At 67.8% G+C, this 14,101-nt stretch carries 11 protein-coding genes; 6 read left to right on the top strand and 5 right to left on the bottom strand.

Translation table 11 applies throughout. The annotated features are described in order from the left end of the window. Window positions 1–33: 33 nt before the first annotated feature. The 4 genes from BLU77_RS00135 to BLU77_RS00120 are packed head-to-tail and all read left to right on the top strand — an operon-like array spanning window position 34 to window position 4,137. Window positions 34–1,356 carry a D-arabinono-1,4-lactone oxidase gene (locus BLU77_RS00135; RefSeq protein WP_089771146.1) on the top strand — a complete coding sequence of 441 codons (1,323 nt, stop codon included), beginning with the start codon at window positions 34–36 and terminating at the stop codon, window positions 1,354–1,356. Window positions 1,357–1,387: 31 nt separating this feature from the next. Next, entirely contained in the window at window positions 1,388–2,221 is an 834-nt protein-coding gene (locus BLU77_RS00130; protein WP_089772866.1) for a transglutaminase-like domain-containing protein, read from the top strand. Beyond that, window positions 2,218–2,868, top strand: coding sequence for an ion transporter (locus tag BLU77_RS00125; RefSeq protein WP_089771145.1), 651 nt, complete (start codon window positions 2,218–2,220; stop codon window positions 2,866–2,868). The genes BLU77_RS00130 and BLU77_RS00125 overlap by 4 nt, the downstream gene beginning before the upstream one ends. 39 nt (window positions 2,869–2,907) lie before the next feature. Beyond that, the gene (locus tag BLU77_RS00120) at window positions 2,908–4,137 is read left to right on the top strand and encodes an ROK family protein (RefSeq protein WP_175476875.1); all 1,230 of its coding nucleotides are present in this window, start codon (window positions 2,908–2,910) and stop codon (window positions 4,135–4,137) included. Between the two features lie 13 nt (window positions 4,138–4,150). Here BLU77_RS00120 and BLU77_RS00115 read toward each other — a convergent pair whose 3' ends face one another. The 5 genes from BLU77_RS00115 to BLU77_RS00095 are packed head-to-tail and all read right to left on the bottom strand — an operon-like array spanning window position 4,151 to window position 9,550. After that, window positions 4,151–5,743, bottom strand: a complete 1,593-nt coding sequence (locus BLU77_RS00115) for an arylsulfatase (protein WP_089771143.1) — start codon at window positions 5,741–5,743, stop codon at window positions 4,151–4,153. Continuing rightward, window positions 5,740–6,399: a DUF624 domain-containing protein gene (locus BLU77_RS00110; RefSeq protein WP_089771142.1), complete on the bottom strand. Its 660-nt coding sequence runs from the start codon at window positions 6,397–6,399 to the stop codon at window positions 5,740–5,742. The genes BLU77_RS00115 and BLU77_RS00110 overlap by 4 nt, the downstream gene beginning before the upstream one ends. Next, the gene (locus BLU77_RS00105) at window positions 6,396–7,262 is read right to left on the bottom strand and encodes a carbohydrate ABC transporter permease (protein ID WP_089771141.1); all 867 of its coding nucleotides are present in this window, start codon (window positions 7,260–7,262) and stop codon (window positions 6,396–6,398) included. The genes BLU77_RS00110 and BLU77_RS00105 overlap by 4 nt, the downstream gene beginning before the upstream one ends. Then, entirely contained in the window at window positions 7,252–8,187 is a 936-nt protein-coding gene (locus BLU77_RS00100; protein WP_089771140.1) for a carbohydrate ABC transporter permease, read from the bottom strand. The genes BLU77_RS00105 and BLU77_RS00100 overlap by 11 nt, the downstream gene beginning before the upstream one ends. Window positions 8,188–8,194: 7 nt before the next feature. Continuing rightward, window positions 8,195–9,550, bottom strand: coding sequence for an ABC transporter substrate-binding protein (locus BLU77_RS00095; protein ID WP_089771139.1), 1,356 nt, complete (start codon window positions 9,548–9,550; stop codon window positions 8,195–8,197). 208 nt (window positions 9,551–9,758) lie between these two features. Between BLU77_RS00095 and BLU77_RS00090 the strand changes: the two genes are divergently transcribed. Next, window positions 9,759–11,921: a hypothetical protein gene (locus BLU77_RS00090; protein ID WP_089771138.1), complete on the top strand. Its 2,163-nt coding sequence runs from the start codon at window positions 9,759–9,761 to the stop codon at window positions 11,919–11,921. Between the two features lie 20 nt (window positions 11,922–11,941). Then, complete coding sequence (locus tag BLU77_RS00085) at window positions 11,942–14,101, top strand: hypothetical protein (protein ID WP_089771137.1); 2,160 nt, start codon at window positions 11,942–11,944, stop codon at window positions 14,099–14,101.

Below are 14,101 nucleotides of genomic sequence, written 5' to 3'. Positions count from 1 at the left end.
GTCGTCTGGGCCTCTGCCGGGCACAATGGCCCGATGACGGCGCACACCTGGCGGAACTGGTCCGGCACGGTCACCGCGCACCCGGTGCGGGTGCTCGCGCCACGGGACGAGGGCGAAGTCGCCGACGCCGTCCGGCACGCTGCCGAGACCGGATCCCGCATCCGAGTGGTCGGGGCCGGGCACTCCTTCACCCCGGCCGCGGCCACTGACGGCATCTTGCTGCACCTGGACCACCTGGACGCCGTCGAACATACCGGCACCCCGGCACCGGACGGGTCCCGGCTGGTGCAGGTGGGCGCCGGGATCCGGCTGCGCGCCCTGTGCCGCGAGCTCGCCCAGCGCGGGCTGGCGATGGAGAACATGGGTGATATCGACGCCCAGTCCCTGGCGGGCGCGATCTCCACCGGCACCCACGGCACCGGGGCCCGTCTGGGCGGGTTGGCCACGCAGGTGCGTGGGCTGCGGGTGGTCACCGCCGATGGTCAGGTTCGCGAGGTCGGGCCGGAGTCTCCCGACGGCGGAGCCTCCCTCTTCGAGCTGGCTCGCCTCGGGCTGGGTACAGCCGGGGTGCTCACCGCGGTCACGCTGCGTTGCGTGCCTGCCTTCACGCTCACCGCGACCGAGACGCCGAAGCGCCTGGACCACGTGCTGGAGTCGCTGGACGATCTGGTTGCCGCCGACCACTTCGAGTTCTACTGGTTCCCGCACACCGAGCTGGCGCTGACGAAGACGAACACCCGCGGCTCCTCGGCTCCGCCGCTGCCTCCCGCCCGCCGGTTCCTCGAGGACGAGGTGATCAGCAACGGCCTGTTCGAGGTGACGAACCGGATCGCGACCGCGGCGCCGTCCCTGACCCCGCACCTGAACCGGCTCGCCTCCCGTGCGCTCTCGACACGTCGCTACACGGCCACCTCGCACGAGGTCTTCGTCTCCCCGCGCCGGGTGCGGTTCACGGAGATGGAGTATGCGATTCCCGCCGAGGCGGTGGTGCCGGCGCTGCGGGAGATCCAGCAGTGGCTGCACCGTAGCGGGGAGAACGTCCCCTTCCCGATCGAGGTGCGGTTTGCCGCCGCCGACCAGGTGTGGCTCTCGACGGCGTACGGTCGCCCGACCGCCTACGTGGCAGTGCACCAATACCACCGCCTCCCCCACGCCCGGTACTTCCGCGCAGTGGAGGCCATCATGCGCGGCTACGACGGGCGCCCGCACTGGGGGAAGCTGCACCGCCGTCGGGCCTCAGACCTGGCGACCACCTATCCGAGGTGGGCAGACGTGCAAAGGGTGCGGGCCGCCGTCGGGCCGTGGTTGTTCGGCAATGAGTACACCGATCATGTGCTGGGCCGGCTGGACCGGTAACATCGCGTCGTCCGTCGACAAGGAGTTGCGCGTGCGCCGCACCGTCACCACTGAGCTGAACCTCACCGCTGGGGTCGGCTCCACCCAGCTGGCGCTGATGATCGCCGTGGCGCACGTGCCCGGGCTGGCGATCGACGACGAACTCGCCGTGCACATGGACGGTGCGCCCGTGGACGTGGTGGACGTGGGCACCCCGCACTGCGGTGTGCTGCACCTGGTGGACCTGACCCGTGCCGACGGTGCTGCTGGAGCCGTGACCGTGCGGTATCGCGCCCAGGTGGACGGCGATCCCGCCGATGCCGCCGAGCAGTCGCCTGAGCCGGGTGCCACCGACCTGCTGACCTACCTGCGCCCGAGCCGGTACGCCGAGTCCGACCAGCTGTTGCCCACGGCGCGGCGGGAGTTCGCGGGGACGAGCGGCCTGGAGCTGGTGCACGCGGTGGCCGACTGGGTGGGCGAGCGCCTGTTCTACGTGCCCGGGTCCAGCCGGGTGACCGACGGCGCGGTCTCGACGTTCCTGCAGGGGCAGGGAGTGTGCCGGGACTACGCCCACCTGGTGGTTGCAGTGCTGCGGTCGATGGACGTGCCGGCGCGGCTGGCTGCGGTGTATGCGCCGGGGCTGCGCCCGATGGACTTTCACGCTGTGGCCGAGGCGTGGGTGGACGGGCACTGGCACGTGGTGGACGCCACCCGGCTGGCGCCGCGCCGGGCGCTGCTGCGGGTGGCCACCGGGAGGGACGCGGCGGATACCGCGTTCCTGTCCGCCTACGGTGCCGGGATCCGGATGGGGAAGCAGGCCGTGACGGCCACCGTGGACGGGCAGCTTCCGGTCGAGGACCGGGGCGCGGCGGTGCGGATGCCGTGACGGACACGGCACCCGAGGAGACAACGCAGGAGAAGTGGGCCCGCAGGTTCGGGCTGCCGGTGCTGGTGGCTGCGCTGGCGGCGGTACCTGCCCTGTTCCTCACCCTGCTGCCGGAGCCGTGGACGACGGTGGGTCTGGTGGTCAATATCGTCTCCGGTGCGGTGCTCACTGCCGAGACGGTGGTGCTGTTCGTGGTCTCGGCGGACAAGCGGGCCTGGCTGCGACGGCAGTGGTGGCTGGTGCTGCTCACCGTGCTCATCGTCATCGGCGTGGTGCTGGCGCTGGGCCCGGTGCAGATCCTGCGGCTGGTGCGGGTGGTCGCGGCGCTGCGGGTGCTCGGCGTGCGCCGGATCCTGCGCTCCGGCCAGGTGCTGGTGAACCGGGTGGAACGGGTGCGCCCGGTGCTGCCGCGCGGGATCGCCGCCGTGCTGGTGCTGGCCTTCTCCACCGTGGTGCTGGTGAACCCGGACTCCCCCAGCCGTCGATTGCTCGCCGACCTGCTTCCCTCTGGGACCGGTGCCGCGGTGGCGGTGGTCGGCGGGCTCGGGTTGGCGGTGGCGACGTGGCTGGTGCTGCGCGGGCGGCCGGACGAGGAGGAGCCTGGGTTGGACGAGGCGACCGCCCAGCGCGAGGCCGGACAGGAGTAGCCTCCGGTCACAGTGCGGCGCGCTGATAAATTGTCGTATGTGAACCAATTCCGTGCCGGCCGGCCCTCCGGCCCCGACCAGGAGGCGACGAGCGGCTACGCCACGACCGCCGTCCTGCGCCGGGCCAACCTCGCTGCGGTGCTCGCGGAGTTGAGGTACGGCGCCGGGCTGGCGCGGTCCCAGCTCGCCACCCGCACCGGTCTGACGACGGCCACCGTCACCCGTCTCACCGGCACGCTGCTGCAGAAGGGCGTGCTGGTCGAGGATGCGGCCGTCCCCAGCGGTTCGCCCGGGCGCCCGCTCGTGCCGGTCCGGATCAGTGGGGACTATGTGGTGATCGCGGTGCATATCGGCGCGCTCTCGACGCGGCTGGGCGTCGTGGACCTGCTCGGGCGGGTCAGCCATACCGAGCACTCCCCGCACCGGGACAGCAGCGCCGAACGCGAGCTGCCACAGATCATCGCCGCCGTGCGGGCCCTCATCGCGCGGATCCCCCAGACGGTGATTGGGATCGGCGTCTCCACCGGCGGTTGGGTGAACCATCAGAGCGGACGGATCATCGAGCACCCGACCATGGACTGGCGCGACGTGCCCGTCACCGGCGAGCTCGAGCATGCGACCGGGCTGCCGACCCGGGTGGCCGCCAACGAGTTCGCCGGCGTGCTGGCAGAGCGGCTGTTCGGCAACAGCCCGCACGTGGAGAACCTCGTCTACCTGTTCGTCGGCAACGTCGTCGCGATGGCGGCGCTCTCCCACGGTCGGATTGTGCAAGGGGCCCACCATGCTGCCGGGGTGGTGGACCACCTCAGTGTCGGTGAGGAGACAGCACACCGGTGCCGGTGTGGACGGATGGACTGCCTGAACGCTGCCACGAGCCAGATGGCGGTGGTGGCCGACGCCACCGAGGCGGGCCTCCTGGCACCCCATGACACCGATCCGATGGACCACCTGCTCGAGGCGGCCGACGACGGCAACGCGGCCGCCGCTGCCCTGCTGCACCAGCGGGCCCATCGCGTCGGCCGCGCCGCCGCTCGCCTGATCGAGCTCTTCGACCCCGAGATCCTGGTCGTCGGCGGCACCCTGGACACACCGACGTACCTGACCGACATCTGGGCCGGGGTGGAGGAAGCGCTCGACTCCCGGGTGACGCGTGACGTCCAGACGCTGGTGCGTGCGCCCTCGTTCGGGAACCAAGAGTTCACCGTGTCCCCGGCCGCCGTGCTCCTGGACGACTTCTACCGCGACCCGGTCGATTACATCGATCTGTGATCCAGGGCGTCACTCACCTCTCGGCGAGTGCAAGGATCCGGTCTCGAGGGATCACCCCGCACCGGTCGGCCCATTCCTGGTAGGCATCGGCCAGACGATCGACCATGTCCGGCCGCACCGACGCCAGGTCGTGCCGCTCGGTGCGATCAGTCTCTATGTCGTACAGCTCCCAGAGCCCGGGATACTTGCGTACAAGCTTCCACCGGCCATGGCGCAGGGCCGCATTCCCCTCGTGCTCCCAGAACAACGGGCGTTCTGGACCATCTGCCTCTCCCCGCCAGGTCGCGAGCATGCTGATCCCCTCGAGCGCATGCACCGGATGGCCGCCACGCTCCCGCGGATAGGTGGCACCGGTGACCTCCAGGATCGTGGCCATGATGTCGGGCAGCTGGTGCGGACGTTCGCGGACCACACCCGGAGCGGTGAGGCCCGCCGGCCAGCTGGCGATGAGTGGGGTGGCGATCCCGCCTTCGTGCACCCAGTGCTTGTACTCCCGGAACGGCGTGTTGGACAGATTCGCCCAGCCGCGCCCGTAGCTTGCATAGGTCGACTCCGGCCCGGGCATCACCTCGGGAACGTTGCCGCGGAAGACGCGCTCGCCGTCGCGGGTGTACGGCAGCATGCTCGCCAGCCGGCTGGGCGCTTCGTCGAGGTAACCCGGCCGCATGCCCTCGGCACAGCCGCCGTTGTCGGAGAGGAACAACACGATCGTGTCCTCGCCCACCTCCTGGTCCTCGAGAGTCGCGATGATGCGGCCGATGCCGGCGTCCATCACCTCCACCTGCGCCGCGTACACCTCCATCCGACGGGCCTGCCACTCCTTCTGGTCGACCTCGTCCCACGCCGGCACGTCAGGATCCCGTTCCGAGAGCGGCCAGTGCTCCTTCACGATGCCTTCTGACTTCAGCCGATCGTGCCGCTGCCGACGTAGTTCGTCCCACCCGCCGTCGTAGCGTCCCCGGTAGGCCTCGATGTCCTCCTCCCGGGCATGCAGGGGCCAGTGCGGGGCGGTGTAGGCGACGTACATGAAGAACGGATCCTCGCCGTCGTGCGCTGTGATGAACTCAGCGGCGGCATCACTGATGGCGTCGGTGTAGAAGAAGTCCTCCGGGAGCTCACGCTCCGCGACGGGTGTCTCATCACGTGTCAGTGTGACCGGGTTCCAGTAGTTCGCCGCACCGTCGATCGTGCCGAAGAAGTGATCGAAACCGCGACGGGTCGGCCAGGAGTCGTCGGGCCGGTCTCGTTCGCCGGTGACGTGCCACTTCCCGCACATGTAGGTCGAGTAGCCGGCACCGCCGAGCACCTCCGCGATCGTCACGCACCGGTCATTCAATCTGCCCGGATAGCCGCCTGGGCCGTCGTCGTTGACCAGTACGCCGATCCCGGTCTGGTGCGGATGCAGCCCAGTCAGCAGCGAGGCTCGCGATGGTGCGCACCGGGCAGTGTTGTAGAACTGCGACATCCGCACGCCACGGGCGGCAAGAGCGTCCAGGTTCGGGGTGTTGATCTCACCGCCGTAGCTGCCGATGTCGGAGTACCCGAGATCGTCGGCGAGAATGATGACGACGTTGGGTCGCCGTGGCCGGTCCGGTGCTGGCCTCATGTGTGTCCCTCTCCCTCGGTGCGCCTGTCGGCAATTGACTGGACGCGCACGGAATCGACGGCGCGGGAATGGATCCGGCCCACGAGCCACGCGAGGGCGACGGCCACCGCGGGGGCCGAGAGCGGAACACTGACAACAATCAGGGCCGCCACCCCGGTCGCGGCCACGACCGCCGCCGCGAGGGGTGCGCGTGCGATCGCGAGCAACGCGGAACGCTTCAATGCCGCCAGGCCCACCACGCTGTTGGCGAGCGTGGGCAGCACGAACGCGGTGAGCAAAGCGGCGGTGATGGAGACGGCGAACCAGATCAGCACGGCCGCGCGGCGGCCCTGCTCCATCAGCCCGAGGGCATGAAGGTCGGCCGCCAGGACGGCGTAGACCACGAGAACCCCCACCACTGTGGCGCTGCGCGCTACCCCGTGGCGCCCCATCGAGGCGAGGAATCGTCGACAACTCGGCACATCGCCGTCGGTGTCCCACGCCCGGACCCGTTCCACGAGCGCCACTGTGGCGGCGGGCGCCGTCACCACCGGAATGCACGCCAGTACCCACAGCAGCGCGAGGTAGACCAGCCAGGTGGCTCCGAGGGCGAGCACCGAGAGACGGCGGATGCTCCCGTGCGGCACCCACCCGTGAGGCGCGTGCGTCGTGGTCATTTCAGCCCCGTGGTGGCGATGCCTTCGACGATCAACCGCTGGAAGGCGAGGAACAGCACGAACACGGGCACCAGGGCGAGCACGCCCATCGCAAGCATTGGCCCCCAGGAGGATTCACCTGCTGCATCGAGGAAGAGGCGTAGACCCAGAGGCACGGTGAACAGGCTCGTGTCGCTGATGTAGATCAACTGGCTGAAGAAGTCGTTGTAGGACCAGATGAAGGTGAAGATCGTCGTGGTCACCAGGGCCGGAGTCAGCAGCGGCATGATGATGTACAGGTACGTCTTGAACGGGCCGCAGCCGTCCACCCGGGCAGCGTCGTCCAGGTCACCGGGCAGGCCGCGGATGAATTGCACCATGAGGAAGATGAAGAACGCCGCGGTGCCGAGGAAGTTCGGAACGATCAGCGGCAGGTAGGAGTTGATCCAGCCCAGCGAATTGAAGATCGTGTACTGCGGAACCAACGTGACGTGATTCGGCAGCATCACTGTGGCCAGCATCGCAGCGAACCAGATCTTCTTGAACCGGAAGTCCAGCCGAGCAAAGGCGTATGCCGCCATCGAGCAGGACAGTACGTTGCCGATGATCGAGAACGCCGAGATGTAGGTGGAGTTGATCAGGAACAGCCCGAATGTCTCCCCGATCCCCCGCCAGCCCTCGGCATAGTTGCCGAAGTCCCAGTCGTTCGGCCACAGGTCCGGCTGGGTGAAGATCTCAGTCTCCGGCTTCAGGGAGCTGGCCAGCATCCACAGCAGCGGGTAGGTCATCACGACCGCACCGAGGATCAGCAGCACGTGTGCCAGCCGCCGCCGGCGGCGCCCGATCGTCTGCGCCCGGGACGGCGCACGCACCTCAGCGCTCATAGTGCACCCAGTACTTCGAAGCCAGGAAGTTGATCGCGGTGAGGATGGCGATCACTGCGAGGAGGAACCATGCCAATGCCGAGGCATATCCCATCCGGAAGTTCACGAACCCCTCCTTATACAGGTAAAGCGTGTAGAAGAGCGTGGAGTCGACCGGTCCGCCGGATCCGCCGCTGATGATGTAGGCAGGTGTGAACGCCTGGAACGAGTTGATCAGGCGCAGCACCAGGTTGAAGAAGATCACCGGACTGAGCATCGGAATGGTGACCTTGATAAACTTCGCGAGGCGGCCCGCACCGTCCACCGAAGCTGCGTCGTAGAGTTCCTGCGGGATCTGCCGAAGACCTGCCAGAAAGATCACCATCGGCGCGCCGAACTGCCAGACGTGCAGCACGATCAGGGTGTGCAGCGCGTAATCGGGGTCCGAGATCCAGCTCGGTCCGTGGATACCGAACATCGCGAGGAACTGGTTCACGAGCCCGTCCCCGCCGAACACCTGCCGCCACAGCACGGCGATCGCCACACTGCCGCCGAGGAGCGACGGGAGGTAGTACACCGAGCGGTACAGACTCAGGCCACGCAACCCCCGGTTGAGCGCGAGCGCGACGCCGAGCGCCATCAGGAGTTCCAGCGGAACGCCGATCGCCACGTAGGTGGCCGTGACCCGCAGCGACGCGAGGAAGCTCTCGTCGTCTGTGAACATCGTGATGAAGTTGCTCGCCCCGACCCACTCCGGGGTGGTGAACAGGTCGAAGTCAGTGAAGGCCAGGTACAGCGACGCCAGCATCGGGCCGAGCGTGAGCAGGAACAGTCCTGCCAACCACGGTGCGAGGAAAAGGTATCCCCAGCCGTTGTCGCGATGACGACGACGGCGTCTCCTGGAGGGTCGAGCGGGTGGGCGGTGTAGTGCTGCGGAACTCGTCATCGGCCGGTTATGCCTCAGCAGCCAGTTGTTCGGCATCTTCGACGAACTGCGCCGACCCGTCCTCCACGCTGACCTCACCGAATCCGATCTGTTCGCCGGTCCGCCGCATCAGGTCGGCGATCTGGCTCCCCATCCCTGCCGGGTAAGACACTCGGGCCCAAGGGTCAGTGGCTGCCACCTCATCGACGTTGTCGAAGATCTGCTGGACCACGGGTGTGTCGATCTCCGCGCGGAGGAACTCACGCCCCTCCTCGAAGAGAGGGACGCCGTGGTGCAGTTCGACGGTCGACATGGCTTCGGTGTCGGTGAGGATGAAGTGACACATCTCTGCCGCCACCCGTGCCTCCTCGTCGGAGAGGTCGGCAGACAGCGCGAACCATTCCACCGGTGCCAGAAGCGAGGCCTCCACGTTCCGGGTGGGGAACTGGAACAGGGCCAGCTGGTCCTCGACCAGCCGCTGATGCCCCTCGATGCCCTTGCTGGAGGCCGCCATCGTCATGGCCGCGAGACCAGTGACCATCGGATCCGCCTCGAAGCCCTGTGCGGCCGAGGTGGTCTCCATCGGTGGCACGGCACCGTCAGCACGGAGTTCTTCCCACGTCGCAAACCACTCCGTGGCGTCGTCGACCGTGAAGGCGATCTCCCCGTCCGGCGTGAACAGGTTCGCCCCTTGCTCACGGCTGCGTACGAAGTGTTCGAAGGCGACGAACTTCGCACTGGCATCCACGCTACCGAACATCTCCGAATCAGCGGCGTTGACAGCGCGCACCAGTGCACCGAAGTCCTCGAAGGTCCAGTCCGCCGGTGGCAGATCCACACCGAGACGCTCCAGGACTGCGGTGTTCACCACCATGGCCGGAGCCGTGGCGAGCCCGAGGGGAACGAGCATGAACGACCCGTCGAAGGTGCAGCTGTCCTTGACGTAGTCAGGCAACGTGTCCAGGCCGAGCGGGTCAGCAAGGAGGTCATCGAGCTCTCGCACCACACCACGGCTCACGTAGTCCCCCATCGAGACCGCGTGCAGCTGGAAGATGCTCGGCTGGTTCCCGCCCGCCACACGGGTGGCGAGCTTGTCGAAGTAGCCACCGAACCCGGAGTACTCCGAGTTGATCGTCACATCCTCGTGCTGGCCGGCGAACAACTCCACCGCTTCGGCGAACATCTCGCTGCGGGAGGCCTCGCCCCACCACATGGCGGAGAGAGAGACCTCGCCACCGCCGTCTCCACCGCCGCCGTTGCCACCACCGCCGTTGCCGCTCGGGGCTCCGCGGCACGCAGCCGCGCCAAGCAGGGCAGCGCCTGCCAGACCGCCGCCGAGGAAGTGACGGCGATCGAGGCTCCTACCTCCAACGTTTCCGGACATCTCTGGACTCCTTGTGACGACAGCTCTGGCGTGGTTCCCGCTGGCCAACGAGCGGCGGCGAGTAGGACCGTTCTATTACTTTTAGACCTTTATGTAAACCCCTGGCGACAGACAGAGACCAATTAGTTACAGACCATTGCGCAACCTGCTGGGCTGTGCTTCACTGGCGCCGACCGCAGGGTTCCGTCAGAGCAAGGAGGCTCACGAGATGACCGATGGCGTCCACACAGACCTGAACAGACGACAGTTCCTCGCAGCCGGTGCTGCTGCCGGCACCCTCGCCGGACTCGCCACCGGCACTCCGGCCGCATCGGCAGCGCCCACGCGGAACGGCGTTACCCTTCCCGCCATCTTCACTGCGGGCTTTCCACGCTCGTTCCACTACCGGCAGAGCGAGTTCACAGTCGCGACCACCCCGTACGAGCAGTGGGCCGAGGAGTTCTCCTCCCTCAACGGCATCATCGGCAAGATCGTGCCGGAGGAGAAGATCTCGACCACCGGGCAGCAGAACGTGGAGTACTTCACCCGGTTCAAACGGGACCACCCCGACCAGCTGGTGCTCATGCACTACAACGGGCGCCTCCGCCGTCCCGACTACGACCCGTACGGCCTGTTCACATTCGGCGGGCACTGGACCTACCGCGCAGGCACACAGCTGACCCGGGCCGTCATCGCTGACGCTGATGAGGTCGTCCTGCACGTCGCCGACACCTCGGTCTTCCAGATGGACGTAGGCCGGATCGGCACTGTGCACGACGACATCGGTATCGCATTGATGGGCAACGACGGCCTCCCGGACTGGCACCACAGCGAGCAGGTCAGTCTCGTCGACATCGACGCCGCGGCAGGCACGATCACCGTCCGGCGGGGCAGGTACGGCACCGAGCCGCTCGCGTTCCCGGCCGGGTCGTACCTCGCCGCACACATCGTCACGGGCCCCTGGGGGAGCGAGGATGCCGGTCTGATCTGGTGGATCAACTTCCACCTCGATGCACCGCGCGACTCCCACGGGCGCAACGGCATCGATTGCTTCGTCGAGGACATGACACGCCGCCTAGGCCCAGGTGGCGAGCTCGAGATCATCGACGGCGTCCAGTTCGACATCTTCACCTTCACCATCGAGAAGTTCCGGCTCTTCGCCGACCTCGACGGCGACGGCGAGATCGACCAGGGCGTCATCGACGGCGTGAACGCCTACGGTCTCGGCCAGATCGAGGCGATCCGTCGCCTGCGCGAACAACTCCCGGACAAGCTCATCCTCACTGACGGCGCACGCATCGCCCCACGCCGTCACGATCTGGGCCAGCGCCCGGAACTGTCGATGATCAACGGGATCGAGAAGGAGGGCTTCCCCGGGTTCCGTCGCTGGCAGTACCGCTGGTGGTCGACCGTCCTGGGCAGCCTGGAGTTCGCGCAGCAGCGCTCCCGGGAGCCATCACTGAGCTTCATCAACCACGTCCGCAACGACGAGCGGGACTACGCCGACCTCCGGCTCGAGTTCGCCGCGGCCCAGATGGTCGGTATCGCCATCAACTACGCACCGAAGTCCGAGCCGGACAAGCCTGCCGACGCCCTGGCCGGTGTGCTCGACGAGGTCTGGGCTGGAACGGACAAGCAGCCGAACTGGCTCGGCCACCCGTTGCGCCCGGCGCAGCACCTCGCCGAACGCTCCCCCGATCTACTCCAGGGCGGCGGGGTCGGGTGGCCCGGCCGGTTCACCAGCCGCATTGACGGCCCAGGGGCGAGTGCGCACCGGCGAACCGGCGCCGGTGGCGCCTCGATGCGCGTCGCGTTCGGGCCGGATGCCGGCGACTCCGAGTTTCCGGCGCAGTACGCGCAGTTCTTCACCTACCTGCCCGGATCGTCCTTCGTGATCCCGGAGGTCGAGGTCCCTGGCGGTGACCTCGTACTCGCGATGACGGTCTCGGGCGAGAACCTCGACTCTTACTCCCCTGACATCGGGCGGCTGCTGAAAGTCGCCGTGACCCCGGCCGGCAGCCTGGACACCGACGACGTACTCCTCACCTACATCGACAGCACCCCGCGCCAGGCGACCCTCTACTTCCAGAACATCGCGGCTGGCTCGATCGACCTCCGATTCCTCGCTGAGGGTCCCGGATCGGTCACCCTGCACAACCTCAGGCTGCATGCCGGACCCGATGTGATGATTCGCGAATTCGAGCACGGCCTCGTCCTGGCCAATCCCTCCGGAGCACCGCACACCTTCGACCTCTCCGCGCTCTTTCCGGACCACGCGTTCCGGCGGCTGCAAGGAACCCCCGAGCAGGATCCGAACACCAATGACGGCTCCCCTGTCGGCGCGAACGTCACGCTGGCGGCGCTCGACGGGCTGGCCCTGCGGCGCTCGTGATGACCACGAAAGGAAACTCCATGACCCCCTCGAGCCACATCGATCTGAGCAGGCGAGCGTTCCTGGCGGCCAGTGCCACCGGAGTGGGTGCCGGAATCGCCCTGGGCGCCGGCCCTGCTCCGGCGGCGGCCGTACCGAGTGGCAGTGCCCCAACGATCCTGACCGCCGGCTTCCCCCGGTCCTTCCACTTCCGGCAGTCCGAACTGCTGGTGCACTCCATGGCATACGAGGAATGGGCACAGCAGTTCTCCACGCTGAACGGAATCGTCGGCAAGGTCGTTCAGGAGGAGAAGCCCACCACCACCGGCGAGGCGAACGTCGAGTACGTCACCCGGTTCAAGCGCGAGCACCCCGACCAGCTGGTGCTCCTCCACTTCAACGGCAGGCTGCGCCGTCCGGACTTCGATCCGTACGGCGTGTTCACCTTCGGTGGGCACTGGACCTACCGTGCCGGCACCACGCTCACTGCGGCGACACAGCCGGACGCCACCCGTACCGTGCTGCACGTGGCCGACACCTCGATCTTCCGCCTCGACGTCGGGCGAGAGGGCACCGTGCACGACGACATCGGCATCGCCGCGACGGGCGCAGACGGTCTCCCCGACTGGCACGTGAGCGAACAGGTGACCCTCGTCGATATCGATGACGAGGCGGGGACCATCACTGTCGACCGCGGACGCTATGGCACGGAGCCGCTCGCCTTCCCGGCAGGTGCGTACGTCGCCCCGCACATCGTGACCGGACCGTGGGGATCGGAGGACGCGGGCCTGGTCTGGTGGATCAACTTCGACCCGGACGGTCCACGCGATGCCCGCGGCCGCAACGGTATCGACGCCTTCGTCGAGGACATGGCCCTCCGCCTCGGACCGGGCGGCGAGCTCGAGATCATCGACGGTGTCCAGTTCGACATCTTCACCTTCACGATCGGCACGTTCCGGCGGTTCGCCGACCTGGACGGTGACGGCATCGCCGATGAAGGAGTGATCGACGGCATCAACCGCTACGGCGTCGGGCAGATCGAAGCGATCCGCCGCCTGCGGGAACGGCTCCCGGACAAGCTCATCCTCACTGACGGAGCACGCCTGACCGGACGGCGGGACGACGTCGGTCAGCGCCCCGACCTGACGATGATCAACGGGATCGAGAAGGAAGCTTTTCCCGGTGTGGAGGTCAGTGACTACCGCTGGTGGTCATCGGTCCTGGGCAGTCTGGACTACGTTCAGACGCACTCCCGGGAGCCGGCGTTCAGCTATATCAACCACCGCCGTCCCCGGCATGACGGCCCGGTCGACTACTCGGACATGCGGCTGGTGTTCGCCGCGGCGCAGCTGGCCGGGATCGCCGTCACCTTCTTCGACGAGCCGGACAAACCCGACGACGCAGCCGTGGGCGTCCTGGACGAGGTGTGGGCAGGTGCAGAGCACCAGTTGAACTGGCTCGGGCGGCCGTTGCGACCGGCCCAGCATCTCGCCGAGCGGTCACCGGACCTGCTGCGTGGCGCCGGCGTGGGCTGGCCGAAGCACTTCGTGGACCGGTTCGCCGGCCCCGGTGTGTCCTTCGAGCGAGTCACCGACGGCGGCTCGGCCCTCCGGATCTCATTCGACTCGAACTCGGACGACAGTGAGTTTCCCGCCCGCCTCACGCGGTTCTTCACGTTCCTACCGGGAGCTTCGTTCACGCTGGCGAACGTGGATGTTCCCGACGGCGATCTGGTGGTGGCGCTGACCGTCTCGGGTGAGGAGCTGGATGAGTACTCGTCCGGTATCGGCCGGTTGCTGAAGGTGGCCGTGACACCGGCCGGGAGTACCGATTCCGACGACGTCATGCTGACCTATATCGACACCGAACCGCAGCACGTGGTGCTGTACTTCCCGGACGTCGCCCATGGCCCGATCGACCTGAGGTTCCTCGCCGAGGGAACCGGGTCGCTGACTCTACGGGACCTGCGGCTGCACGCCGGGGCCGATGCGATGGTGCGCGAGTTCGAGCACGGGCTAGTGCTGGCGAACCCCTCCGAGTCGCCATACCAGGTGGACTTGGCGAGCCTGTTTCCGGAGGACCGCGTCCGGCGGTTGCAGGGCACACCTGAGCAGGACCCCGCCACGAACGACGGGTCCCTGGTGGGCACCTCGGTCACCCTGGGCGGCACGGACGGCCTGGCGCTGCTGCGCGACGCATGA

Origin of the sequence: Ruania alba (assembly GCF_900105765.1) — a bacterium.
In the GTDB taxonomy this organism is placed as follows: domain Bacteria; phylum Actinomycetota; class Actinomycetes; order Actinomycetales; family Beutenbergiaceae; genus Ruania; species Ruania alba.
The sequence above is the reverse complement of the archived record's forward strand: the minus strand, read 5'-3'. Positions and strand labels throughout refer to the sequence as shown.

Coding starts and splice junctions, on each gene's coding strand:
- BLU77_RS00110 (WP_089771142.1), bottom strand. CDS start 6,399: ATGACCACGACGCACGCGCCTCACGGGTGGGTGCCGCACGGGAGCATC.
- BLU77_RS00115 (WP_089771143.1), bottom strand. CDS start 5,743: ATGAGGCCAGCACCGGACCGGCCACGGCGACCCAACGTCGTCATCATT.
- BLU77_RS00095 (WP_089771139.1), bottom strand. CDS start 9,550: ATGTCCGGAAACGTTGGAGGTAGGAGCCTCGATCGCCGTCACTTCCTC.
- BLU77_RS00135 (WP_089771146.1), top strand. CDS start 34: ATGACGGCGCACACCTGGCGGAACTGGTCCGGCACGGTCACCGCGCAC.
- BLU77_RS00090 (WP_089771138.1), top strand. CDS start 9,759: ATGACCGATGGCGTCCACACAGACCTGAACAGACGACAGTTCCTCGCA.
- BLU77_RS00100 (WP_089771140.1), bottom strand. CDS start 8,187: ATGACGAGTTCCGCAGCACTACACCGCCCACCCGCTCGACCCTCCAGG.
- BLU77_RS00085 (WP_089771137.1), top strand. CDS start 11,942: ATGACCCCCTCGAGCCACATCGATCTGAGCAGGCGAGCGTTCCTGGCG.
- BLU77_RS00105 (WP_089771141.1), bottom strand. CDS start 7,262: ATGAGCGCTGAGGTGCGTGCGCCGTCCCGGGCGCAGACGATCGGGCGC.